Source organism: Mesorhizobium loti CJ3sym, from assembly GCF_000472785.1.
Taxonomy (GTDB): domain Bacteria; phylum Pseudomonadota; class Alphaproteobacteria; order Rhizobiales; family Rhizobiaceae; genus Mesorhizobium; species Mesorhizobium loti_E.
In genome coordinates, this window is record NZ_AXAL01000012.1 from 114,403 (window position 1) to 134,870 (window position 20,468).

Here is a 20,468-nt window from a genome sequence, read left to right on the forward strand (position 1 = left end):
CCGCAAAACTCTGAGCATGCCGGAAACTTGCCGCCATGCCGAAGCGTAACTCACGCAACAGATCACAGTGATCGTGCAGGGCTACGTCGTGACGTTTGCAATCTTGTTTGTCGGTGTGGGCATTTGCCTGTCTCTCGTCATGTCGATCGCCTGGGCGATTGCCCTTCGAAGCGGCAAGTCCGGCTGGGTGGATGCGATCTGGTCGTTCGCGGTGGGCGCCGCCGGCATCGCCATGGCGCTGGTTCCATTGTCCGGCTGGCAGCACGCGGGGACGAGGGCTGTCGTCGTCGCCCTGCTCGCGGCGATCTGGGCGATCAGGCTTGGACTGCATATCGTTGGCAGAACCCTGCACGGCGGTGACGATCCGCGTTATGCGCAATTGCGCAGCGAATGGGGCGAGGATTTTCCGCGCCGGCTGTTCTGGTTTCTGCAGATCCAGGCCGGCGCTGCCTGGCTGCTTTCACTTTCCATCTTCGCGGCAGCCCGCAATCCGGTCCCACAACTGCAAATCGGCGACTGGCTGGGCATCGCCATTCTGGTGATTGCCATCCTTGGCGAAGGCCTGGCCGACCGCCAGCTTGCGCGGTTTCGCGAAAATCCGGCCAACAAAGGAAAAGTCTGCGACGTCGGGCTTTGGGGACTTTCGCGTCATCCCAACTACTTCTTCGAGTGGTTCGGCTGGCTGGCCTATGTGGCGATCGCGCTGGATCTTACCGGCGCCTATGCATGGGGCTGGGTCGCGGTGTCCGGTCCGCTCTTCATGTACTGGCTTCTGGTTCATGTGTCCGGCATTCCGCCGCTCGAAGCGTACATGCTGAAATCGCGTGGCGAAACGTTCCGGGCCTACCAGGCGCGCGTCAATGCGTTCTGGCCGGGGGCGCCCCGCCATACCCCTGCACAAACCTCGAAAGGTCGGGCATCATGAGCCTCATCGCATCCGCCATACGCACCGTCGAACGCAGCCCGTTTCCCGATCCAGTAACCCGGACAGGGATCGACTTCCTTGTCGGACGCACCCGCCGAAATCTGCTCGAAAGCCCCGCCGTCCAGGAACAGGCCTTCGTCCACGCGATGGCCGATCATCCGATTGCCGAGCACACGCAGGCCGCCAACGAACAGCACTATGAATTGCCGCCGGCTTTCTTCGGGCTGGTGCTCGGGCCGCGGCGCAAATACTCCTCTTGCCTTTACCGGCGCGGCGATGAAACCCTGGCGCAGGCCGAGGTGCTTGCGTTGGAGGAAACCGTTGCGCACGCCGATCTCAGTGATGGCCAGGACATCCTCGAACTCGGCTGCGGCTGGGGTTCGCTGACGCTGTTTATGGCTGAGCGTTTTCCCGCCGCTGGGATTACCGCGGTCTCCAACTCGGCGCCTCAAAGGGCATACATCGAAGCACAGGCGCGGGAGAAGGGCCTCGCAAACATCCGCGTCATCACCGCCGACATGAACAGTTTTCATCCGAACGGCATGTTCGACCGGATCGTGTCGGTCGAGATGTTCGAGCATATGTCGAACTGGCAAAAGCTGCTCGAACGCGTGCACTCATGGCTGACGCCGGAAGGCCGGCTTTTCATCCATGTCTTCGCCCACAAGAGCCGGTCCTACCGTTTCGACCATCGCGACAAGTCCGACTGGATCGCCCAGCACTTCTTCACCGGCGGCATCATGCCGAGCCACGGTCTGATCCGGCAGTTCCCGGCCCTGTTCGATGTCGAGCAGGAATGGCGATGGAATGGCCGCAACTACCAGCGCACCGCAAACCAGTGGCTGGCCAACATGGACGCCAACCTGCCCGAGGTCGACCGCATCCTCGCTGAGGTCTGCGGCAAGGACGCCCTGATCTGGCGCCGGCGCTGGCGCCTGTTTTTCCTCGCTACCGCCGGGCTGTTCGGACATGCCAATGGCGAGGAATGGGGTGTCAGCCACTATCGCCTGCGTGCGGCCGCATAGATTGGAAACGCCGACCCGATCGGGACTGTTGGCAGCGTCCTGGAGTGCGGCGAAGGCCTACTTCGCGCATGACGATCCCCTCGTGGCCACCGCCAATCTGGTGGCTCTTGTCGTTTTGTGGAACCAGCCCTTCTATCCGCTCTATGTCTACTGGTACGTGGGCCAAGATATCGCGCCGTCCTTCTACACATTCCTCTCGACGCCGTTCTTCCTCGTGGTTCCGGCGGTTGGCCGTATCAATGGCCGTGCCGGGCGTGCTTTGCTGCCGCTGGTCGGAATCGGCAACACGGTGCTCAGCGCCAAAGTGTTCGGCGTCGCCTCCGGCGTCGAGATCTTTCTGTTGCCCTGCGTGCTGCTCGGCTTCGTGCTGTTCCGACCGAGCGAACGCATCATTGCGATCGCCATAGCAATTGTCGGCATGCTGGCCTTCACGGTCCTGCATGGGTGCTACGGCGCCCCCGTCCACCTCTATTCGGCCGAGGAGTATGCAGGGTTCCTGAAGATGAACGCACTAAGCGCCGGCACGCTCACGGCCTTCATCGGTCTTCTCGTGATGAACCTGATTGGCCCCCCGGCCAAACGCTGACGGCCACTACGCAGTTCGAGACAGGGCGCTGGAGACGAGAAAACCCGCTGTGGCCGCGATCGCGGTTAGCACGGTTCCCCAGCAGATATCGGCGATGGTCACCGTGACAGGCCAGTTCTTCAGCGTCGCCTGGTTGGTCAGATCGTAGGTGGCGTAGGCGCAGAAGCCGAACACAGCACCGTTCACCGCCGCTGTTGTCCACGATCCACTCTGGAAAGCGGGCTGCACCGCGAAATAGACGGCACCGGCGATATAGATCGCGTAGAACAGCACTGCCGCCTTGACGTTGAAACTGTCGAGGAGGATCGGCCCCAGCAGCGGCTTGTAGAGCCGGCTGCTCATCACCGTCAGCCAGACGGCATCGATGCACAGGAACACAACCGCCGTCGTCAGATAGGCGATGCCGTAGCTCTTGATCATGTCCGGTCCCAAACTCCCATTGGCTGTTGTTCCCAGAAACGGTTTTTATCGGCGATAGTTTCGGCCGGTCGAAACTCGCTCTCCCCATCGTCCGTAGCTTCTAAAAACGGATGATAGGGCGACTGATGAACCGACTGGCAGTGGCGACAGGCCTCGTATTTTTTGTCTCGTTCTGCGGATCGGCGTTTGCCGCATCGGCACCTGACCCGAGCGGCACATGGAACCGTGGTGACGGCAATGCGAAGGTCCGGATCGCCCCATGCGGTTCGCACATCTGCGCCACAAATGTCTGGATCAAGGACACCAGCGGCGGTGAAGCCGTCGGCGACAAGCTTGTGATGACGCTGAAGCCGAAGTCGGCCGACACGCTGAGCGGCAAAGCCTTCGATGCGAAGCGTTCGATGACCTATGCGATCCAGCTCAAGGTGGCCGGCCAGAGTCTGGTCACGCGCGGGTGCGTCGTTGGCGGGCTGGTTTGCAAGTCAGTCAACTGGTCCCGCGCCCGCTGACGGTGCGAGCGAGGGGTTCGATCCAACGCCTTTTCCTGTCGCGACGAAATACCCTGGCGGCACCGTGAAACTCACACCGCATCCTCCCGTATCTACAAATGCTCCCAAGCGCTTTCAGCGCCTTACCGACTTGATTTCCAACAAGGATTCTTGATGAACCTCGTGCCCATCAGCCGTGGCCGCTCGGACGGCAGGAAGAAAGTCGCTGTCATCGGTTCAGGCATTTCCGGCGCTGCCGCCGCATGGGCTTTGCGTCCGGATGCCGATGTGACCCTTTATGAGGCGTCGCACCGTGCGGGCGGCCATACCGCAACCGTCGACATCGACTATGACGGCACGCCGATTTCGGTCGACACCGGCTTCATCGTCTACAACGAGCTGGCCTATCCGGATCTGACCGCTTTGTTCTCGCATCTTGGCGTGGCCACGCATGAGAGCGACATGGGCTTTTCGCTTTCGCTCGACGGCGGCAAGCTCGAATGGTGCGGCTCGACGCTGCGCACCATATTCGCCCAGAAGCGCAATGTCTTTTCGCCAGGCTTCCTGTGGATGCTGCGGGAAATCCTGCGCTTCAACAAGGCGTGTATCGCCGAGCGCGACAGCGGCACGCTGGGCAATGTCTCGATCGGAGATTATCTTCGAACCCGCGGTTTCTCCGTAGGCTTTCGCGACAATTATCTCATCCCTATGGCGGCTGCGATCTGGTCGACGCCGCGCGCCAAAATGCTGGACTATCCGGCCGCAAGCTTCATCAGCTTCTTCGAGAACCATCGGCTGATCGACAATGATACGCGGCCGGTGTGGCGCACGGTGAGCGGCGGTTCGCGCAACTATCTGCAGAAGCTCTTGGCGCCGCTTGGATCGGCGCTACGCTTGTCGTCGCCGGTCAAGACAATGGTGCGCGATGCCTTCGGCATTACCGTGTGGGCCGGCGATGATGCGCCGGAGCGCTTCGACAATGTCATCATCGCTGGCCATAGCGACCAGGCGCTGGCCATGCTTGGCGACGCATCGAGCGTCGAGGAAGCGATCCTGTCAGCCATACCGTATCGCCCCAATCGGGTTGTCCTGCACCGGGATCCCCACCTGATGCCGAAGCGGCGGGCCGCCTGGGCGGCGTGGAATTATCTGCGCTGCTCCTGTGATCGCGACGAACCGGAGGTGTCGGTGACCTACTGGATGAACCGCCTGCAAGGGATCGATGCCGCAAAGCCGCTGTTTGTGTCGCTCAATCCGGTCGTCGAGCCGCGCCCGGAACTGGTCTTCGGTGAATGGATGTTCGACCATCCCCAGTACGATGCGCGCGCCTTGTCGGCGCAAGCCCGCCTCGACGACATACAGGGCGTGCGCGGCACCTATTTCGCCGGCGCGTGGACCGGCCACGGTTTTCATGAGGATGGCTTGCGCTCGGGCCTGAACGCGGCGATTGCGCTGGGTGCTGCAGTGCCTTGGCGGCGGGCGGCGGAAGCTTTGCCCAATGCGCTCCTGGCTGCGGAATAAGGGCCCTGCGGGCTATGGAGGAACGTGTCACCACACTCGAGCAAAACGGCCCGCCATCATCGGCGGCGGGCGTGCTCTATCCAGGTGAGGTCATGCATGCGCGGCTGAAGCCGTTCGGCCATCGCTTTGTCTATCGCGTTTTCTCGCTGCTCGTCGACATAGACAGGCTTGCCGAGCTCGGCCGCATGACATGGCTGTTGGGGGTCAATCGGCCCGGCCTGGCATCCTTCCATGAGAGCGACCATGTCGGCACCCCGGCCGAAACCCTGCGGGCCTTCGCCGACAGGCTGCTTGCCGATGCCGGCCTCGAGAAGCCGGCGGCGCGCGTGCTGCTGCTCGCCTACCCCCGCATCTTCGGTTATGTCTTCAATCCGATCTCGGTCTATTTCTGCTACGACGACGCCGGCGCGCTCATCGCCTTGATCTATGCTGTGCGCAATACGTTCGGTGGCCAGCATATTTACGTGTCGCCGATCCGGCCAGGCGAACTCGGCCCCGCCGGGGTACGGCAGACACAGCCAAAGCTTTTCCACGTCTCGCCCTTTATCGGCATGGAAGCACGCTACCAATTTCGTATTCTGCCACCGGGCAAGACCGTCAGGCTTCGCATCCACGAGACGGAAAATGGCGAGCCGCTGCTGGCGGCAACCTTTGCCGGGAGTGCACGCCCGCTTGCCACGCCGGAGCTTGGAGCGTGCCTGGTCAAGTTTCCGTTTCTGACGTTGAAGATCGTCGCCGGCATTCACTGGGAAGCGCTGAAACTCTGGCTCAAAGGCGCACGCTTCCATGCGAGCCCGAAGGTTCAAGGTCGTACCCAATACAGCCTGCCGCCGGATGCCGTTCGAAAGTGAGCCCGTCGCAGCTACTCTTCGTTCCGCTTCTGCGCGATCAGGTCGAGCCGCTCGCGGTCTGAACTCGCGCGTTCGTCGCGGTTGCGCAAATCCTTGTAGGCGCGTTCGACCATGTTGGTGCGCGCGTTCGCGGTGGCGATGAGGCCGACCTCCTGCCTGGCGCTTGCCAAGTTTTCTTCCTGGCGCACCACCGCCTGGGCGATGCGGCGATGATAGAGATCGGGGAAAAGGCCGGAGAGGGAATTGTCCAGGTCGAAATGGCCGATCAGTTCCCTGGCCTCCGCCTCGGCCGCGTTTGCGGCTGCCAGGAAGGTGGCGTGGCGGGTTTCGTGCAGCGCCTTCAACTGTTCCTGCACCTTGATCAGTTTCTTCAGACGGTGCTTGCGCGTGCTCATGTCACCTCGCCAATGTCAGGTCGACGAACCCGTCGACGAACAGCGACAGCATGGTGCCGATGGCGAAATAGAAGATGATCATGCCGCCGGCGATGACGAAGGGCTGGGAGATGAAGTAGATCGGGATCTGCGGGGTCAGCTTGTTGACGAAGCCGATCGTCAGATTGACCAGAATGGCATAGGCGACAAACGGGCTGCCGAGGCGAATGACCAGGAAGAACGTGTCCGACACGGTGTCGGTGATGTCGACGAGTGCGGCCTGCGGGTTGAAGAAGACGTTGACCGGCGCGACCGTATAGGACGCCACCAAAGCGCGGATGATCTCGTGGTCGAAATCGAAGACGAACAGCATCAACAGCGCCGAAAACGAGATGATGGCGGCAAGGGCTGCCTGCGGCTCCGGCTCTTCGATTGCCGGTCCGCCCGATCCGCCATAGCCGATCAGCATGGCGATGGCCGAGCCCATGAAGCGCAGCGCTTCCATGTAGAGCCTGGTCATGGCGCCGATCAGTCCGCCGATCAGAAGTTCCGAAATGATCATCGGCACCAGGATCTGCGGGCGCGGATCGACGAAGGGAATGATCTTGTCCCACAGGAAAGCGAGCAGGCCGCCGGTGGCGGCGAGTGCCACGAACAGCCTGACCTGCGCCGGCACGCGGGCGCTGGACAGGCCCGGCATCAGCATGAAGCAGGCGCCGATGCGGCAGAAGGCGAGGAACGCCGCGATGACGACGCTCTGCGAGAGAACGCTCACGATATGGTCCCGAGCACCCGGATCTCGACGCCCTTGGCGATTTCGACATGGGAGAGCACCGGCAGCGTGGTGAACAGGCGCTCGATGATCATGCGCACATAGGGGCGGGCGTCGGGTGCTGTGACGAGAACGAAGCGCTCGCCGGCCTCGAGATGTTTCTTGATCGCCTTGGTGGCGTCCTGGCCGAATTCCTCCAACTGGCGCGGATCGATGTCGAACTCGCGTACCTCGCCCTTGGCGTCGCGCTTGAGGCTCTGGTGGAAGGCGAGGTCCCAGCGGTTGCCGAGGCGCAGCACTTTCAGCACGCCGCCTTCCGAGAGGTCGCCGCAGATCTGCTGGGCCATGCGGATGCGGACATGCTCGACGATCTGCTCGGTGCGGCGCACATGCGGCGCGATCTCGGCGATCGCTTCGATGATCAGATGCAGATTGCGGATCGAGACGCGCTCCGCGAGCAGCAGCTTTAGCACCGCCTGCAGGCCGGGGTAGGAGATGTGCGTGGTGCAGATCTCGTCGGCGAGCTTGCGGTATTCCTGGTCCTGGCGTTCGAGCAGCGCCTTCATGTCCTTGTAGGACAGAAGCTGTGGCAGGTTGTTGCGGATCACCTCGGAAAGATGGGTGAGCAGCACCGACATGTTGTCGGCGAAGGTGTAGTTCTCGCGCTTCAGATCCTCGGCGAAGGTTTCAATGACGGAATAGGCGCGCATGCCGAAGGCCGGCTCGCGGATTTCCTCGCCGGGTATCTGAGGGATGTCGCGGCTGCCGAGCAGCACCATGATCTCGCCGACACGCATCTGGTACTCGGCTACCACGGTGCCGTGCACCTTGATCTGGTAGCTCTTGGGCGGGATGGCGAAATCGTCGGCGACGCGCACTTCCGGTACGACGAAGCCGTATTGCTGGGCGAATTTCTTGCGCATCTTGCCCATGCGGAAGACCAGCTCCTGATGCGACACCAGGAGCCGGGTCGAAAGCTGCTTGCCGATCAGCAGTTCGATCTCGGCGGTGGCGAGCGAGGCCTTGACAGAGTTTTTTTCCTCTTCGACCTTGGTTGCCTTCTCCTGGTTCTTGAGCGCTTCCGCCTCGGCGATCACGCGGTTGGCACGCAGCGGAATGATGTAACCGAGGCCGGCCATGCCGGCGGCGAGCGCGAAGAACGGGAAGAGGGGCAGGCCGGGCATCAGGCCGAGCAGCACCAGCAACGAGGCAGCGACATAAAGCGCGCGTGGATGGGCGCCGAGCTGGCCGAACACGGCCTGGTTGGTCGAGCCGCGGGTGCCACCCTTGGAAACCAGCAGGCCGGCGGCGAGTGAAACAATGAGCGCCGGGATCTGGGTGACGAGACCGTCGCCGACCGACAGCTTGATGAACACATCGGCGGCTTCGCCCATGCCCATGCCGTGCCTGATATAGCCGATGGCAATGCCACCGACGATGTTGATGGCGGTGATGATGAGGCCGGCGATGGCGTCGCCGCGCACGAATTTCGAGGCACCGTCCATCGAGCCGAAGAAGGAGGATTCTTCTTCGAGTTCGCGGCGGCGCAACTGCGCGGTCTTGTCGTCGATCATGCCGGCGGAGAGATCGGCGTCGATGGACATCTGCTTGCCGGGGATGGCGTCGAGGGTGAAACGCGCGCCGACTTCGGCGATACGGGTGGCGCCCTTGGTGATGACGATGAAGTTCACCACGATCAGGATCATGAAGACGATCAGGCCGATGACGAAGTCGCTGGCCATCACCAGCTTGGAGAAGCCGGCAATGACATAGCCGGCGGCATGCGTGCCCTCATTGCCATGCGACAGGATCATGCGCGTGGTGGCGATGTTGAGCGACAGCCGCAGCATGGTGGCGATGAGCAGCACCGTCGGGAACGACGAGAAGTCGAGCGGCCGCTGGATCCACAGCGCCACCATCAGGATCAGCACCGAAAGCGCGATCGAGAAGGCGAGGCCGATGTCGATGAGGAAGGCCGGGATCGGCAGGAACAGTACGGCCAGGATGATGATGATGCCGAGCGCGAAGAAGACGTCGCGGCCGTTCTTGGCCACCGCGCCGGGCTGGATGCTTTCGCTGATCGCCATTCAAGTCCTCGAACCATAGACTGCCGCGCGCATAGGACAGCCCGGCGAGGGTAGCTGGCCAAGCTTGCGCGAGGGTGGGAGAGTGGCCGTTCCGAATCTTCGCAAGAAGGAAAATCCATGCTCCTGATCGTTGGCACCATCCGTCTGCCTGTCGGAAAGTTGGAGGAGGCAAGGCCGGCGATGCAGCGCATGATTTCCGGCAGCCGCGCGGAACCCGGTTGCCTGGAATATTCATATGCGCAGGATGTGCTTGATGCCGGGCTGATCCGGGTCACCGAGGTGTGGCGCGACAGGGCGGCGCTCGATGCGCATTTCCGCTCGCCGCACATTGCCGAGTGGCGCTCGAGCTGGCCGGCGCTTGGCATCGGCGAGCGCAATCTTGTGCTCTATGAGGCCGGCGAGCCCAAGCCGACCTGAGCGGCCGCTGTCCGACTGGCCAGCAATCGGCAAACAATCAGGACTCGACCGTGGCGGCCGTGGCGACGCCGACCAGCCAGCGCCGGACAGCGCGTTCTTCCGCATCCGACAGCCCCGCCGTCAGCTCGCTCTCGATTGCTTGCACGCGCTCGCGGCAGGCGCGCAGCAGTGTGCGACCACTGTCGCTGAGATCGATGTGCTGGATGCGGCCATGGATGGCATGCGGCTTGCGCACCAGCGAACCGGCGCGCTCCAGATTGGCGACGATGACGCTGAGCGTTTGCGGTGTGAGCAGCGCCAGCCGGGCAAGATCGGCATTGGAGAGGCCGGGATAGGCCGCAAGCATGGTCAGCGTGACAAATTGCGGTTGCGTCACACCGAGATCACCCAGTGCCCTGTCCATTCTGAGCCGATGCGCGCCGGCGGCCTGCCGCAGGAGATAGCCGAGATAGCCTCCCTCGCCGCGCTTGCCTTCGCCGGGAGCGGGAATCGATGGATGTGGATTGGGCTTGCGCATGATGTAAGAGCTCTTATATGTTGTTCGTGCACTGATACTACGACGATGTGGAGTCCGTGACGATGGGTCATCGAATTTTTCTCGCCGGCGCTTCGGGCGCTATCGGCCAGCGGCTGATCCCACAGCTTCTGGCTGCTGGCCATGAAGTCATGGGAACCACGCGCAGTGTGGAGAAGGCCGAGAAACTCCTCGCCCTGGGCGTCGAACCGTTTGTGGTGGATGTCTTTAATGCCGACGCGCTGTCGCGGGCGATGGTTGCCGTCCGGCCCGATATTGTCGTCCACCAGCTGACCGACCTGCCGGCAGGCCTCGATCCGAGCCGGATGGGTGAGGCAATCGTGCGCAATGCCCGCATCCGCAACGAGGGCACATGCAATCTGGTCGCGGCCGCCGTCGCGTCCAGTGTCCGGCGCATGGTCGCGCAAAGCATCGCCTGGGCCTATGCGCCAGGCCCCGAGCCGCATGGCGAAGGTGACCCGCTGGATGGTGGCGCGAGCGGCAATCGCGGCATCAGCGTCGGGGGTGTCATCGCGCTCGAAAATTCTGTTCTCAACGCGCCATTGGCCGGCATCGTGTTGCGCTATGGCCAGCTCTATGGCCCGGGAACGAGAACCCACGCGCCTGCCGGCGCGTCGCCGGTGCATGTCGATGCGGCCGCCTATGCCGCGCTGCTCGCGCTCGACAAGGGTGCGCCCGGCATCTTCAACGTGGCCGAATCCAACCAGGCTGTCTCAACGCAAAAGGCGGTCGGGGAACTGGGCTGGCGCGCCGATTTCCGGCTGTCCGCCTGAGACAATCCGTCTGGAGATATCGTCATGAACGGCAATCAAGCACGTTTGCATACCGGCCAAGCTCTTATCGCCGTCAGCGCTGTCGGGGTTCTGTTCGCGCTGGCCGCCAAGTGGGCCGGCCCAGGTTTTATTCGCACCGTGCCTGATGGCATGGAAATGCACATGCAGATGGCGAATGCCGATGCGGACGGCGCTGCCGGAGCGCGGCCGAAGACGGTCGTCACGCCGATCTCCTGCGAAAAGCTGCCCAACGTGCCGGGCAAGTCCATCACCACCGCGATCGTGGCATTTCCGCCCAATGGCTACACGCCTCGTCATCGCCATCCAGGCTCGGTCAGCGCCTTCGTCGTGAAGGGCACGCTACGCTCGCAGCTCGAAGGCGGCCCTGCCGGCACGTACACGCAAGGACAGACATGGTTCGAGCCGCCCGGCACGGTTCATCTGTTCGCCGAGAATGCCAGCACCACGGAGCCCGCCGAACTCCTGGCGACCTTCATCGCCGACGACGATTGCGGGCCGCTGACCATACCCGACTGACGGTTGGCCTATCGCTCAAGCCGGCCGTTAGGCGGCATCGGAAAGCCTAGCAGGCGTTGACCTGTCTGCAGGACCACCCTCCGCCATCGGTATCGTGGCAATCTTCATAGCTGCCGTAACATGTGTTTGTTGAATTACGGTACCAGGGATAGCCGCCAGGACAGCAGACATCCTGCTGCGCAAGCTGGAGAAACTCTTCTGTCGGCCGGCTCTGCCTTTCCGTATTGCCGCCGAGCAGAAGAGACATGGAGTGTGAAATATTCTGCTTAACCGGCATATCGACGCTTGAGCTGCTCATTGCAGACGAACTCAGAAAAATCGTGCAAGCAGCCAGTGAAAAAAAACCCCGCGCACTCATGTTCTCCTCCTTGAGGAAAATAAGGACAAGCTAAAATACCACTTTTCTGGTGGTGCGTCGATTGCGCAAGCGAACTGGGGAGGGGGCATCGCTGCGAATCCGTTGTCCGATTTCGGATGACCGACTGCCTTATGCCGCTTGGGTTCAGGGATTGATTGGAAGAAGCCTCTGAACCGTTCGAAACCGATCCTCGCATCGGGGCGCGGGCATCGCGGTTGCCATGCGGTATCGCTGAGCGTATCAGCCTTCCACGTCCCTTTTGATATCGGCGAGCCGCCCCGGTGCTTTCCAGAAACCAGCCACAAGTCTACGCCCGCCGGCTCCGCGCCGTGCTGTTGAGGTCAATTCCTCTGCTCGAGGCGCGCGGCATCGCCGTGGTCATTCTTGCAGGCTTTGTCGGCGTCATGGCGGGTATATTGGTCACCGCGATGAGCCAGATCGTGCAGGATTTGCACGGGCTGTTGTTTGGCGTCCAGCCCGGCGGCCGGCTTTCCGGCATGTTCTCGCTCGCCAATCCACTGCAGGCGCTGATACCAGCGATCGGCGGCGCCCTGCTTGGGCTGAGCGTGATCTGGCTCAGAATTCGGAAATTCCGCACGCCGGTCGACCCGATCGAAGCCAATGCGCTCTATGGCGGGCGCATGTCGCTGACCGATACTTTCGTCATCGTCTGCCAGACGATGATCTCCAGCGGTTTCGGGGCTTCGGTCGGCCTGGAAGCCGGCTACACGCAGGTCGGATCCGGCCTGGCATCGCGGCTGGCGCGGATCTTCAAGTTGCGCCGCAACGATGTCCGCCTCCTGGTCGGCTGTGGGGCGGCCGGCGCCATCGCCGCCGCCTTCGACGCGCCGCTGACCGGCGCCTTCTATGGTTTCGAACTGGTCATCGGTATCTACTCGGTCGCCAATGTGGCGCCTGTCATGACGGCCGCGATCTCAGCCTCGCTGACAGCGGAAATGTTCGGCGGCGTGCCGTTTCCCTTGGAGCTTTCAGGGCTGCCGCAACTCACCCCCAGCCAGTATGTGCCGTTCCTGCTGCTCGGGCTGCTTGGCGGCGCGGCTTCGATCGCCATCATGCAACTGGTGACGCTGATCGAACGCGGCTTTAACAGATTGTCGGTCGATGCCTCGCTGCGCCCCGTCATCGGCGGCGTGATCGTCGGCTTGCTGGGACTGATCACGCCGCAGGTCCTGTCCAGCGGCCATGGCGCGCTGCACCGCGAATTCGCCATGAACTATGGGCTGACCGTGGTCGCCAGCATCTTCGTGCTCAAGCTGGCCGCGTCGGCCATCTCGCTGGGCTCGGGCTTTCGCGGCGGCTTGTTCTTCGCCTCATTGTTCCTTGGCGCGCTGCTTGGCAAGGCATTCGCTGGCGTGATGGCGCTCGTCTCGCCGGCGACCGGCATCGACCCTTCCGTCGCCGCCGTCGTCGGCATGACGTCGCTGGCCGTCGGCGTCGTCGGCGGTCCGCTGACGATGACTTTCCTGGCGCTGGAATCGACGCGCGACCTGACGCTCACCGGCGTGGTTCTGGCGGCCTCCATCATGGCGGCGATCCTGGTGCGCGAAACCTTCGGCTACTCGTTCTCGACCTGGCGCTTCCATCTGCGCGGCGAGACCATCCGCAGCGCCCACGATGTCGGGTGGATGCGCAGCCTGACCGTAGGCTCGATGATGCGTGAGGACATCAGGACCATCGATGCCTCGACGACGCTGGCCGCTTTCCGCAAGGAAATTCCGCTCGGATCCGCCCAGCGCGTCATCGCCGTCGATCCGGGGGATCAGTATGTCGGCGTGCTGATCGTCGCCGAACTGCACAGCGATCCCGCCGACGGCGAGGTGCCGGTGCGCGATCTTGCCCAGTACAAGAATGCCGTCCTGGTGCCCAGCATGAACGTGCAGACCGCCGCCGAGACGTTCCAGCGCGCCGGCGCCGAGGAACTGGCCGTGGTCGAGGATTTCACCGACCACATCGTGCTCGGGCTTTTGACCGAGGGCCATCTGATGCGGCGCTATGCCGAGGAGCTCGAAAAGGCGCGCCGGGACCTGTCTGGCGAGGGCTAGCCGGCAGCCGCCCGCGTTTTTCTGCTCCGCCAGCGGATGACCATGACGGCGACGAGAAGCGCGACATAGGGCCAATAGTAGACGTCGTGCGGCGCACGTTTGCCCTCGGCAATCAGGAAGGTCAGCCATATGTCGTAGCTGCCGACGCTATGAAGGATGCGCCATGCGCGTGGGCCAAGCCATGCAGCCGTGCGGTCGAAGGACGTTGCGACCATGGCTATGATGAACAGATAGGCGAGGCCGCCGAAGACGAACATCGGCGTATCGGTGGCGTTGCTGAATTCGCCCGGATCGATGCGGGAGAAGATGACGAGAGCGACCGCATGCACGCCGTGCGAAAATGCGAAGGCCAGCCCGATCTGGCGTCGATGGCGGCGCAGGAACAGCGTCGACGCGCTTGGCCAGCGCTGCGAGAGCGCCGATGCCGAAAAGGCCGTGCAGAACAGCAGGAGCGACATTTGCGCAGTGAGCCGCACCACCTCGCGGACGGCTTCGACGGAAAAATCGCCGCGAAAAGCGACAAGCACGGACAGGGCGAGAATGATCGCGGCCAAAAGCCAGAACAGCCGCCAGCGGCTCGTTGCCCGGGTTGCAAGGGGTGGTGCGATAATGTCCATGAGCCCTCCAGTGTAATATGTAATCAATGCTTACATCGATGGCGTATCCATTGCAATCGGGAAGTAAGTCGTGCTTGCATCGATCGCAGGATTGTGATGATCGGCAGGAGACAAAGGGCATGGCGACGCAGCGCAAGACCTACCATCACGGCAGCCTGCGGCAGGCGCTGATCGACGCCGCCCTGGCCATCGCCAAAGAGGATGGCGTCGACCAGGTGACGGTGCGCGAAGCCGGCAAACGCGCCGGCGTGTCGTCAGGAGCGCCGTTCCGGCATTTTCCGACCAAGACCGCGCTGATGACGGCCGTGGCCGAGGAGGCGATGCGCCGGTTTCGCGCCGAGATAACGGTTGAGCTGGACAGAACGGGGAAGCTCGATCCGCTGGCGCGCTTTCGGGCGCTCGGCATCGCCTATCTGCGCTGGGTCATCGACAATCCGACGCATTTCGAGATCATCTCGATGCGTCGGACGATCGATTTCGACGCCTCCGAGACGCTTGTTCAACTCAACGAAGAAATCCGCGGTCTGATGGTGCGTATCCTCGAGGACGCGCGCGCCGCCGGCCAACTGCGAACAATGGATATGGAAGGTGTCCCCCTACAGGCGCGAGCCCTGGTCTACGGGCTTGCCCGCATGTGGATCGACGGCCAGTTTGCGCAATGGGGCGGCGCCGAGAAGGCCGAGTTGCTGATGCGGCAAAGCCTCGATAATTTTCTCGCGTTGTTGGCAAAGTAGAACAGCGGACTTTCCACTGATCGCCGTGCGACACGCATCAATGTTCGATCGGCCCCTTGGCCGGTATCAGCGTCGTGCCGGCGGTTGTCGGGCGCTCGATGACGCGGCGCACGCGTGGCGGTTCCTCGCCGCTGTGCAGCGCCCGCAGGCGGTCGCCGACCATGGCGTCGGCATGGGTAATGCGGCCATTGTGCCTGATGTATTCGAGCCAGGTCGGCGTGTGGTAGTGCTCGATCCATATTGTGGGATTTTCGAGATCGCGTGCCAGCGTCCAGTTGCGGGCGCCGTCGCGACGGCGGATGCGGCCGCGTTCAGCCATGGTGGCGAGGAATTCCGCCTCGTCCTCGTGGCGGATCACATATTCGATCATGATGGCGATGGGACCGCTGCGCGGCTTCAGGTCGAGCGCCAGATGCGGTTCCTTGAAGCGGTTTAGCGGGTCGAGGTTCAGCACCTGCTGCTGCGGCAGCGGCAGTAGAAGGCCGATGGCGCCGCCCGCCAGCATGGTGATGCTGGCGGCGATCAGCGCTGTCTCGGCGCCATGCGCATCGGCGACGACACCCCAGATCCAGCTGCCGAGCGCGATGCCGCCGAAGGTCGCCGTCTGGTAGACCGACAGCACCCGGCCGACCACCCAGCGCGGTGTCGCCATCTGCACGGTGACGTTGAAGTGCGAGAGCGCGATCACCCAGCAGGCACCGCCGACCAGCAAGCCGAGCGACGTCTGCCAGGCGTGATGGCTGATCGCGGCATTGAAGGCGCAAAGCGCGAAGCCGGCGAAGGCGCAGCGCACCATCGTCTCGCTGGACAGCAATTGCCGCAACCGCACGCTGATCAGCGCGCCGCCAACGGCACCTATGCCGAAGGCGCCAAGCATGATGCCGTAGGTCAGGGCGTCGCCCTTGACGACGTCGCGCGCCACCAGCGGCAAGAGCGCCAGCACGGCGCCGGCGCTGAAGCCGAAGGCGGCGCCCCTGACCAGCACCTTGCCGATGTTGGGCGACATGGCGACGTAGCGCAGGCCGGCTCCCATCGCGGCACCAAGCGACTCGCGCGGCAAGGTCGACACCGGCACGTCACGCTTCCAGCGCGCCATCACGATGATGAGGCCGATATAGCTTACCGCGTTCGCCGCGAAGGCGGCCGCGGCACCGGCGGCCGCGACGATGATGCCGCCGATCGCCGGGCCGACGCTGCGCGTCAGGTTGAAGCCCATGGAGTTCAGCGCCACGGCGGCCGGCACCTTGTTGCGGGGCACCATGTCGCCGACCGAAGCCTGCCATGAAGGGCTGTTGAGCGCCGTGCCGCTGTCGATCAGGAAGGTGAAGGCCAGCAGCGTCCAGGGCGTGAGCAGATTGTAATAGGTGAACACGGTCAGAAGCACCGAAACGACCAGCATGAAGGTCTGCGCGACCAGCATCACCTTGCGCCGGTCGAAGCTGTCGGCGATGGCGCCGGCGACAAGCGCAAACAGCATGATCGGCAGAGTGGTGGAGGCCTGGACCAGCGCGACCTGATAGGGCGAGGTGGCGATCGTCGTCATCATCCAGGCGGCGCCGACGCCCTGGATCAGGCCGCCAAAATTGGAGACGAGACTTGCGGCCCAGACGGCGCGGAAAATGCCATGCCGGAACGGCGCCAGCGCAGAGGCGCCCTCGCTTTCCGGCTTCTCGTCAATCATGGGTGGGTTCCTGCAACAGCGTGCTGATCCTTGCGGTTTCGCCGCATCATTTGCCGAAACTATGGCATTGCGCCGCAAAGGGCGAACCTCATGCGCGAAAGATCATGGTCCAACAAGGGGATAGCGGAGGGCCACGCTGTGCTGACCCCTCAGGGGATGGTTTAACCCGCGTCCCGGGCGGCGGCATGCAGCGCTTCGGTGAGGTGGCCCGTTGTTTGGCCGCCGGCATGCAGGCGAAGGAAAAGCTCCATGCCGACCAGCCGCAGCCGCGACGGCTGGTCCCGCCTTGCCAGATCGACCAGGTCTTCGACCGAAGCTGCCGGCCATTTCATGACGTCGCGCAGCAAGCCACCGCGCAGCAGGCCCTCGGTACCCGTGGTGAAATTAGCGGATACCTGGAAGCCGTTCTTGCGAGCGTTCACGTTCTGAAGCGGAATGTGCTTTTCGGCGACTCTCTTCAGCAGCCATTTTCCTTGCTTCTGGCGGTATTTGTGACGTCTCGGCAGATGAATGGCGAAGTCGATCAACCGGTTTTCGAGGAATGGCACCCTGAGTTCCACCGATGCCGCCATACTGAGCCGGTCATGCCTGTTCAACAGATCCTGCAGGTGCCCGTACATGTCATGAAGGCAGCATCCCAGGAAGGCGCGGTCGCTGAGTGACGCGACCGGCTCGAGCCGGTCGAAGATTTTCGTCTGAAGGAAATTCAGTTCCGGCGACAACGCCCTGAGAACGATGTTGCGGTCCCAGTCGTGGGCACCCGCGACCGATGTCCGGAAGGGGGCATGGCGCTGGCGCTCGAACCTGCGGGCAAGCCGAGCCCTCGAGCGAAACAGGCGTTCCGGCCATGACCAGGGCCGCCATGGCCGCATGCTGGCTGCCTGCCAGTTGTAGCCGCCAAAGAGCTCGTCGGCGCCTTCACCGGTCAACAGCACCTTAATGCCATCGGCGCGGCACTGCTCGGCAAGCGCCAGCAGGCAGACATGGCTTGCATGCCAGCCGTCGCTTTCCAGATGCCAGATGGTTCTTGGCCACAATTCCAGGAACCGGTCCTTGTCTATGTGCACTCTGTTCAGCGGCACGCCGGCATGGCGCGCGGTGCGTTCGGCGTCTTCGGCCTCGCTGTGGCCGATGCGCGGATCAACGACATAGGCTGATATCTCCGGCCTGAACCGTTTCGCCAGCGTTGTGACGAGACCGGAATCGACGCCGCCGCTGCAAGCCGCCGCCAGCCTTGTATCGGCAATGCAATGCAGCGCGACGCTGTCCTGGATCAACGCCTCCAGTGTCGCCATGTGCTCGGCGTCGGTGGCGGTGTCGCCGGCAATGCGGGACGCGTCGAGCACATCGAGTACATGCCAGAAGCAGCGCTTCTCGATGCCGGCGTCGGAGATCTTCCACAGACCCGCCGGCGGCAGCCGCTCCATGCCCTGGAACAGGCTGGAACTGGAGTCGCGGCTCTGCCAGGCAAGACGCAAGGTGATCTCGCGCGCATCGATGGTGCGCGCCGAACCGTCGCAGGCCAGGATCGCCTTATCCTCGGAGGCGAAGAGGATCCGCTCAGCTGTCTCGGCCACCGACATCGGCTTGATGCCGAGGCGATCGCGCGCGAGCCAGAGCGCGCCGGCCCGTGCATCGAAATAGGCCAGGGAAAACATGCCGTCGAACAGCGGGATGGCCTTGTCCGGCCCCCAATGGTGCAAGGCTTCGAGGACCACTTCGGCATCCGAGACCGTTCGGAACCGCCGGCCCTCGGCCTCAAGTGTCACGCGCAGTGCCCGGTAGTTATAGACCTCGCCATTGTAGACCAGCACGCCCTGGCCACAGGCGGTGAGCATCGGCTCGCGCGCCTGCGTCGAGAGATCGATGATCGAGAGCCGCCGGTGACCGAGCGCCAGCCGGTTGTCGTTCCATGTCGCATGATCATCGGGGCCACGATGCGCCAGTGCCTGCATCATGCGGTCGACGTCGGCGAGATCACCGCCCGCGATCGGGTTCCGCTTGCGCCAGACGCCGGCTATGCCGCACATGGCGCGCCGGTCGATCCGGGATGGTTCAGGGGTTTGCGGGAAGCCATTGGGACTGAATGATCACCGGGCCGGAGTGGCTGATACGGCAATGTAGCCGGAACCGGGCAAGCCGCAAGCGGATGGCTGCTTTCAGGCAATTGCGGAGCCCCGGACCTTTCCCCTCGAAGGGTTCAGAAGCCGTTCTGGATGCGCTCGAAGATGACGTTGGTGAAGGCCGATATCTGGCCACCGATGAACGGGCCGGTGAGCGCCACCACCAACATGATGGCGACAATCTTCGGCACGAAGGTCAAGGTGATTTCCTGGACCTGGGTCAGCGCCTGGATGAGGGCGATGCCGATGCCGACCGCCATGGCGACCAGCACCACCGGAGCGGACGCGGTCAGCACCGTCCACACCGCGTACTGGACGATGTCGAGTGCGTCGGCCTCGTTCATGTCAGAGATTGGCCTAGCTTGCCGGCTTGATAGACACGCCTGCGCCGACGGGGACCTGGGTGCCATCCTGCAGCACGGCGATCAGCCCGCTGCTGGCGAGCGTCACCGAAGCCACTGTTCCGCTGGTCTTGCCGTCAGCCGACGTGATGTTGCGGCCGATAATCGCGTCGGCCTGCGACAGCGCCGACGACGACATGATCTGGTCGAGCTTGGTGTTGGTCTGCACCGATTGCTCGACCTGCGAGAAGGTGGCGAGCTGGGCCACATAGGCCGTCGAATCCATCGGCTTGGTCGGATCCTGGTTCTTCATCTCGGCGATCAGAAGCTTCAGGAAGGACTGGTAGTCCACGGCGGTCTTGGAGGTCGACGTGGTCGTCGAATTGGCGCCAACCGGTATCGTCGTCGTCATGTCCACGGTCATTAGTAGCGTGCTCCCACGGCCAGCGAGCGCGCGGCGCCCGGAACATCGTCATTGCCGCCAAGCGCGCGGCGTTCGAGAGGATAGAGCGAACGGATCGCCTTCAATGCCTCGTAGATATGATCCTCGCCGACCATGCGGTCGATCTGCTTCAGTGCGCTGCAGATATTAGGGTCCTCGAAACTTGCAATAAGCAGCGGCAGCGAGCGGCGGAACATCTCGCGCGCCTCGCCAGCACCGGCCGGGTTGACCAGCATGACCTGCAGGATGAAATACAGCTGCCTGAGCGGTGTCGAGGCGTCGTCGGCCTGGATCACATGGCTCTCGAGCAGGAACTGCACGTCGTTCATCAGTTCAACGGTGACCTTGCGGTCGACGCGGATGACGGCGCCGTTGATGTAGATCTTCTCGTTGGGCTTCAGCGATATCTTCAGCGTGTTGGTCATTGAATGCCGTCGCGGATGATCTGGGACACTTCGATCAGCCCTTCGAAATTGTTGGTGCGACCCTGGCGGATATCCTCTGTCTCGCGCAGCAGCCACAGGCCGATGGAAATCAAATTGGCGCGCAGTTCCTTGGGAAGCGCATTGTCGCTCGAGCCGAGATCCTCGACGAAGGCTGTCCAGACCCGCATGGTGAAATGCAGCGCTTCCACCGCCTCCATCGAACTATGACCGGCCGCTGCTGCAGCCGACAGCATGTCGATGGAACGGGTCAGGAGTTCACGCTCACGATCCTTAGCGTCGGAGACCGAAGTGCTCTGGATGTCGGCGTAGGAGTATTGGTACATCGTTAGCTCTACCGATCCGGTTCAGAGTG

24 protein-coding genes are annotated in these 20,468 nt (G+C 63.0%); 11 read left to right on the forward strand and 13 right to left on the reverse strand.

The genetic code is table 11. From position 1 onward, the window contains the following. Nucleotides 1–88: 88 nt before the first annotated feature. The 3 genes from A3A9_RS0118165 to A3A9_RS0118175 are packed head-to-tail and all read left to right on the forward strand — an operon-like array spanning nt 89 to nt 2,536. The gene (locus tag A3A9_RS0118165; protein ID WP_027060048.1) at nt 89–925 is read left to right on the forward strand and encodes a DUF1295 domain-containing protein; all 837 of its coding nucleotides are present in this window, start codon (nt 89–91) and stop codon (nt 923–925) included. Further along, nucleotides 922–1,950: an SAM-dependent methyltransferase gene (locus tag A3A9_RS0118170; protein WP_027060049.1), complete on the forward strand. Its 1,029-nt coding sequence runs from the start codon at nt 922–924 to the stop codon at nt 1,948–1,950. The genes A3A9_RS0118165 and A3A9_RS0118170 overlap by 4 nt, the downstream gene beginning before the upstream one ends. Before the next feature lie 28 nt (nt 1,951–1,978). Beyond that, nucleotides 1,979–2,536, forward strand: a complete 558-nt coding sequence (locus tag A3A9_RS0118175) for a hypothetical protein (RefSeq protein ID WP_245279067.1) — start codon at nt 1,979–1,981, stop codon at nt 2,534–2,536. A 6-nt stretch (nt 2,537–2,542) separates the two neighbouring features. On the opposite strand, the gene A3A9_RS0118180 is transcribed toward A3A9_RS0118175, so the two are convergent. Continuing rightward, nucleotides 2,543–2,953 (reverse strand): DUF2177 family protein, encoded by a 411-nt coding sequence (locus A3A9_RS0118180; protein WP_027060051.1) that lies wholly within the window; start codon nt 2,951–2,953, stop codon nt 2,543–2,545. 128 nt (nt 2,954–3,081) lie between these two features. Here A3A9_RS0118180 and A3A9_RS0118185 point away from each other — a divergent pair, with 128 nt between their 5' ends. From A3A9_RS0118185 to A3A9_RS39065, 3 genes are all read left to right on the forward strand, one after another. Further along, nucleotides 3,082–3,465, forward strand: coding sequence for a DUF2147 domain-containing protein (locus tag A3A9_RS0118185; protein ID WP_033838657.1), 384 nt, complete (start codon nt 3,082–3,084; stop codon nt 3,463–3,465). A gap of 153 nt (nt 3,466–3,618) precedes the next feature. Further along, nucleotides 3,619–4,965, forward strand: coding sequence for an NAD(P)/FAD-dependent oxidoreductase (locus tag A3A9_RS0118190; protein WP_033838658.1), 1,347 nt, complete (start codon nt 3,619–3,621; stop codon nt 4,963–4,965). A 14-nt stretch (nt 4,966–4,979) separates the two neighbouring features. Continuing rightward, nucleotides 4,980–5,816: a DUF1365 domain-containing protein gene (locus tag A3A9_RS39065; RefSeq protein WP_033838659.1), complete on the forward strand. Its 837-nt coding sequence runs from the start codon at nt 4,980–4,982 to the stop codon at nt 5,814–5,816. Nucleotides 5,817–5,827: 11 nt separating this feature from the next. Here A3A9_RS39065 and A3A9_RS0118200 read toward each other — a convergent pair whose 3' ends face one another. Genes A3A9_RS0118200 through flhA form a run of 3 tightly spaced genes read right to left on the reverse strand, consistent with a single transcriptional unit; the run spans nt 5,828 to nt 9,049 of the window. Further along, a complete protein-coding gene (locus A3A9_RS0118200; RefSeq protein ID WP_027060054.1) occupies nt 5,828–6,211 on the reverse strand; it encodes a hypothetical protein in 384 nt (127 codons plus the stop codon). Between the two features lies 1 nt (nt 6,212). Then, the gene (fliR, locus tag A3A9_RS0118205; protein ID WP_027060055.1) at nt 6,213–6,965 is read right to left on the reverse strand and encodes a flagellar biosynthetic protein FliR; all 753 of its coding nucleotides are present in this window, start codon (nt 6,963–6,965) and stop codon (nt 6,213–6,215) included. Beyond that, nucleotides 6,962–9,049: a flagellar biosynthesis protein FlhA gene (gene flhA, locus A3A9_RS0118210; RefSeq protein ID WP_027030844.1), complete on the reverse strand. Its 2,088-nt coding sequence runs from the start codon at nt 9,047–9,049 to the stop codon at nt 6,962–6,964. The genes fliR and flhA overlap by 4 nt, the downstream gene beginning before the upstream one ends. 117 nt (nt 9,050–9,166) lie before the next feature. Here flhA and A3A9_RS0118215 point away from each other — a divergent pair, with 117 nt between their 5' ends. Continuing rightward, nucleotides 9,167–9,466 (forward strand): putative quinol monooxygenase, encoded by a 300-nt coding sequence (locus tag A3A9_RS0118215; RefSeq protein ID WP_027060056.1) that lies wholly within the window; start codon nt 9,167–9,169, stop codon nt 9,464–9,466. A 37-nt stretch (nt 9,467–9,503) separates the two neighbouring features. Here the strand turns inward: A3A9_RS0118215 and A3A9_RS0118220 are convergent, their stop codons facing one another. Next, entirely contained in the window at nt 9,504–9,983 is a 480-nt protein-coding gene (locus A3A9_RS0118220; protein ID WP_027060057.1) for a MarR family winged helix-turn-helix transcriptional regulator, read from the reverse strand. 62 nt (nt 9,984–10,045) lie between these two features. Between A3A9_RS0118220 and A3A9_RS0118225 the strand changes: the two genes are divergently transcribed. Together A3A9_RS0118225 and A3A9_RS0118230 are read left to right on the forward strand one after the other, a co-directional pair. Continuing rightward, the gene (locus A3A9_RS0118225) at nt 10,046–10,774 is read left to right on the forward strand and encodes an NAD-dependent epimerase/dehydratase family protein (protein WP_027060058.1); all 729 of its coding nucleotides are present in this window, start codon (nt 10,046–10,048) and stop codon (nt 10,772–10,774) included. A 24-nt stretch (nt 10,775–10,798) separates the two neighbouring features. After that, the gene (locus A3A9_RS0118230) at nt 10,799–11,311 is read left to right on the forward strand and encodes a cupin domain-containing protein (protein WP_027060059.1); all 513 of its coding nucleotides are present in this window, start codon (nt 10,799–10,801) and stop codon (nt 11,309–11,311) included. A gap of 46 nt (nt 11,312–11,357) precedes the next feature. Here A3A9_RS0118230 and A3A9_RS44080 read toward each other — a convergent pair whose 3' ends face one another. After that, nucleotides 11,358–11,669: a hypothetical protein gene (locus tag A3A9_RS44080; protein WP_152536129.1), complete on the reverse strand. Its 312-nt coding sequence runs from the start codon at nt 11,667–11,669 to the stop codon at nt 11,358–11,360. Between the two features lie 281 nt (nt 11,670–11,950). Here A3A9_RS44080 and A3A9_RS0118235 point away from each other — a divergent pair, with 281 nt between their 5' ends. Further along, nucleotides 11,951–13,732, forward strand: coding sequence for a chloride channel protein (locus tag A3A9_RS0118235; protein WP_027060060.1), 1,782 nt, complete (start codon nt 11,951–11,953; stop codon nt 13,730–13,732). On the opposite strand, the gene A3A9_RS39070 is transcribed toward A3A9_RS0118235, so the two are convergent. Then, entirely contained in the window at nt 13,729–14,349 is a 621-nt protein-coding gene (locus tag A3A9_RS39070) for a ferric reductase-like transmembrane domain-containing protein (protein WP_033838660.1), read from the reverse strand. The genes A3A9_RS0118235 and A3A9_RS39070 overlap by 4 nt on opposite strands. A 119-nt stretch (nt 14,350–14,468) precedes the next feature. Here A3A9_RS39070 and A3A9_RS0118245 point away from each other — a divergent pair, with 119 nt between their 5' ends. Beyond that, nucleotides 14,469–15,083, forward strand: a complete 615-nt coding sequence (locus A3A9_RS0118245) for a TetR/AcrR family transcriptional regulator (RefSeq protein ID WP_027060061.1) — start codon at nt 14,469–14,471, stop codon at nt 15,081–15,083. A gap of 37 nt (nt 15,084–15,120) precedes the next feature. Here A3A9_RS0118245 and A3A9_RS0118250 read toward each other — a convergent pair whose 3' ends face one another. The 6 genes from A3A9_RS0118250 to flaF all read right to left on the reverse strand — a co-directional run bounded on the left by A3A9_RS0118250 (nt 15,121) and on the right by flaF (nt 20,439). Continuing rightward, entirely contained in the window at nt 15,121–16,764 is a 1,644-nt protein-coding gene (locus tag A3A9_RS0118250; protein ID WP_027060062.1) for an MFS transporter, read from the reverse strand. Nucleotides 16,765–16,925: 161 nt separating this feature from the next. Then, nucleotides 16,926–18,794: an asparagine synthase (glutamine-hydrolyzing) gene (gene asnB, locus A3A9_RS0118255; RefSeq protein ID WP_027060063.1), complete on the reverse strand. Its 1,869-nt coding sequence runs from the start codon at nt 18,792–18,794 to the stop codon at nt 16,926–16,928. A gap of 170 nt (nt 18,795–18,964) precedes the next feature. Next, nucleotides 18,965–19,231 (reverse strand): flagellar biosynthesis protein FliQ, encoded by a 267-nt coding sequence (gene fliQ / locus A3A9_RS0118260; RefSeq protein ID WP_013893193.1) that lies wholly within the window; start codon nt 19,229–19,231, stop codon nt 18,965–18,967. Nucleotides 19,232–19,244: 13 nt separating this feature from the next. Then, nucleotides 19,245–19,652 carry a flagellar hook assembly protein FlgD gene (gene flgD / locus A3A9_RS0118265; RefSeq protein ID WP_027060064.1) on the reverse strand — a complete coding sequence of 136 codons (408 nt, stop codon included), beginning with the start codon at nt 19,650–19,652 and terminating at the stop codon, nt 19,245–19,247. Then, nucleotides 19,652–20,095, reverse strand: a complete 444-nt coding sequence (gene flbT, locus A3A9_RS0118270; protein WP_027060065.1) for a flagellar biosynthesis repressor FlbT — start codon at nt 20,093–20,095, stop codon at nt 19,652–19,654. Before flbT ends, flgD begins: the two co-directional genes overlap by 1 nt. Further along, nucleotides 20,092–20,439: a flagellar biosynthesis regulator FlaF gene (flaF, locus tag A3A9_RS0118275; RefSeq protein ID WP_027030835.1), complete on the reverse strand. Its 348-nt coding sequence runs from the start codon at nt 20,437–20,439 to the stop codon at nt 20,092–20,094. The genes flbT and flaF overlap by 4 nt, the downstream gene beginning before the upstream one ends. Nucleotides 20,440–20,468 lie beyond the last annotated feature (29 nt).

What these genes read in the sequence shown, in the direction of transcription:
- A3A9_RS0118170 (WP_027060049.1), top strand. Translation starts at nt 922, where the DNA reads ATGAGCCTCATCGCATCCGCCATACGCACCGTCGAACGCAGCCCGTTT.
- A3A9_RS0118185 (WP_033838657.1), top strand. Translation starts at nt 3,082, where the DNA reads ATGAACCGACTGGCAGTGGCGACAGGCCTCGTATTTTTTGTCTCGTTC.
- A3A9_RS0118190 (WP_033838658.1), top strand. Translation starts at nt 3,619, where the DNA reads ATGAACCTCGTGCCCATCAGCCGTGGCCGCTCGGACGGCAGGAAGAAA.
- A3A9_RS39065 (WP_033838659.1), top strand. Translation starts at nt 4,980, where the DNA reads ATGGAGGAACGTGTCACCACACTCGAGCAAAACGGCCCGCCATCATCG.
- A3A9_RS0118200 (WP_027060054.1), bottom strand. Translation starts at nt 6,211, where the DNA reads ATGAGCACGCGCAAGCACCGTCTGAAGAAACTGATCAAGGTGCAGGAA.
- flhA (WP_027030844.1), bottom strand. Translation starts at nt 9,049, where the DNA reads ATGGCGATCAGCGAAAGCATCCAGCCCGGCGCGGTGGCCAAGAACGGC.
- A3A9_RS0118215 (WP_027060056.1), top strand. Translation starts at nt 9,167, where the DNA reads ATGCTCCTGATCGTTGGCACCATCCGTCTGCCTGTCGGAAAGTTGGAG.
- A3A9_RS0118220 (WP_027060057.1), bottom strand. Translation starts at nt 9,983, where the DNA reads ATGCGCAAGCCCAATCCACATCCATCGATTCCCGCTCCCGGCGAAGGC.
- A3A9_RS0118225 (WP_027060058.1), top strand. Translation starts at nt 10,046, where the DNA reads ATGGGTCATCGAATTTTTCTCGCCGGCGCTTCGGGCGCTATCGGCCAG.
- A3A9_RS0118230 (WP_027060059.1), top strand. Translation starts at nt 10,799, where the DNA reads ATGAACGGCAATCAAGCACGTTTGCATACCGGCCAAGCTCTTATCGCC.
- A3A9_RS44080 (WP_152536129.1), bottom strand. Translation starts at nt 11,669, where the DNA reads ATGAGTGCGCGGGGTTTTTTTTCACTGGCTGCTTGCACGATTTTTCTG.
- A3A9_RS39070 (WP_033838660.1), bottom strand. Translation starts at nt 14,349, where the DNA reads ATGGACATTATCGCACCACCCCTTGCAACCCGGGCAACGAGCCGCTGG.
- A3A9_RS0118245 (WP_027060061.1), top strand. Translation starts at nt 14,469, where the DNA reads ATGGCGACGCAGCGCAAGACCTACCATCACGGCAGCCTGCGGCAGGCG.
- A3A9_RS0118250 (WP_027060062.1), bottom strand. Translation starts at nt 16,764, where the DNA reads ATGATTGACGAGAAGCCGGAAAGCGAGGGCGCCTCTGCGCTGGCGCCG.
- asnB (WP_027060063.1), bottom strand. Translation starts at nt 18,794, where the DNA reads ATGTGCGGCATAGCCGGCGTCTGGCGCAAGCGGAACCCGATCGCGGGC.
- fliQ (WP_013893193.1), bottom strand. Translation starts at nt 19,231, where the DNA reads ATGAACGAGGCCGACGCACTCGACATCGTCCAGTACGCGGTGTGGACG.
- flgD (WP_027060064.1), bottom strand. Translation starts at nt 19,652, where the DNA reads ATGACCGTGGACATGACGACGACGATACCGGTTGGCGCCAATTCGACG.
- flbT (WP_027060065.1), bottom strand. Translation starts at nt 20,095, where the DNA reads ATGACCAACACGCTGAAGATATCGCTGAAGCCCAACGAGAAGATCTAC.
- flaF (WP_027030835.1), bottom strand. Translation starts at nt 20,439, where the DNA reads ATGTACCAATACTCCTACGCCGACATCCAGAGCACTTCGGTCTCCGAC.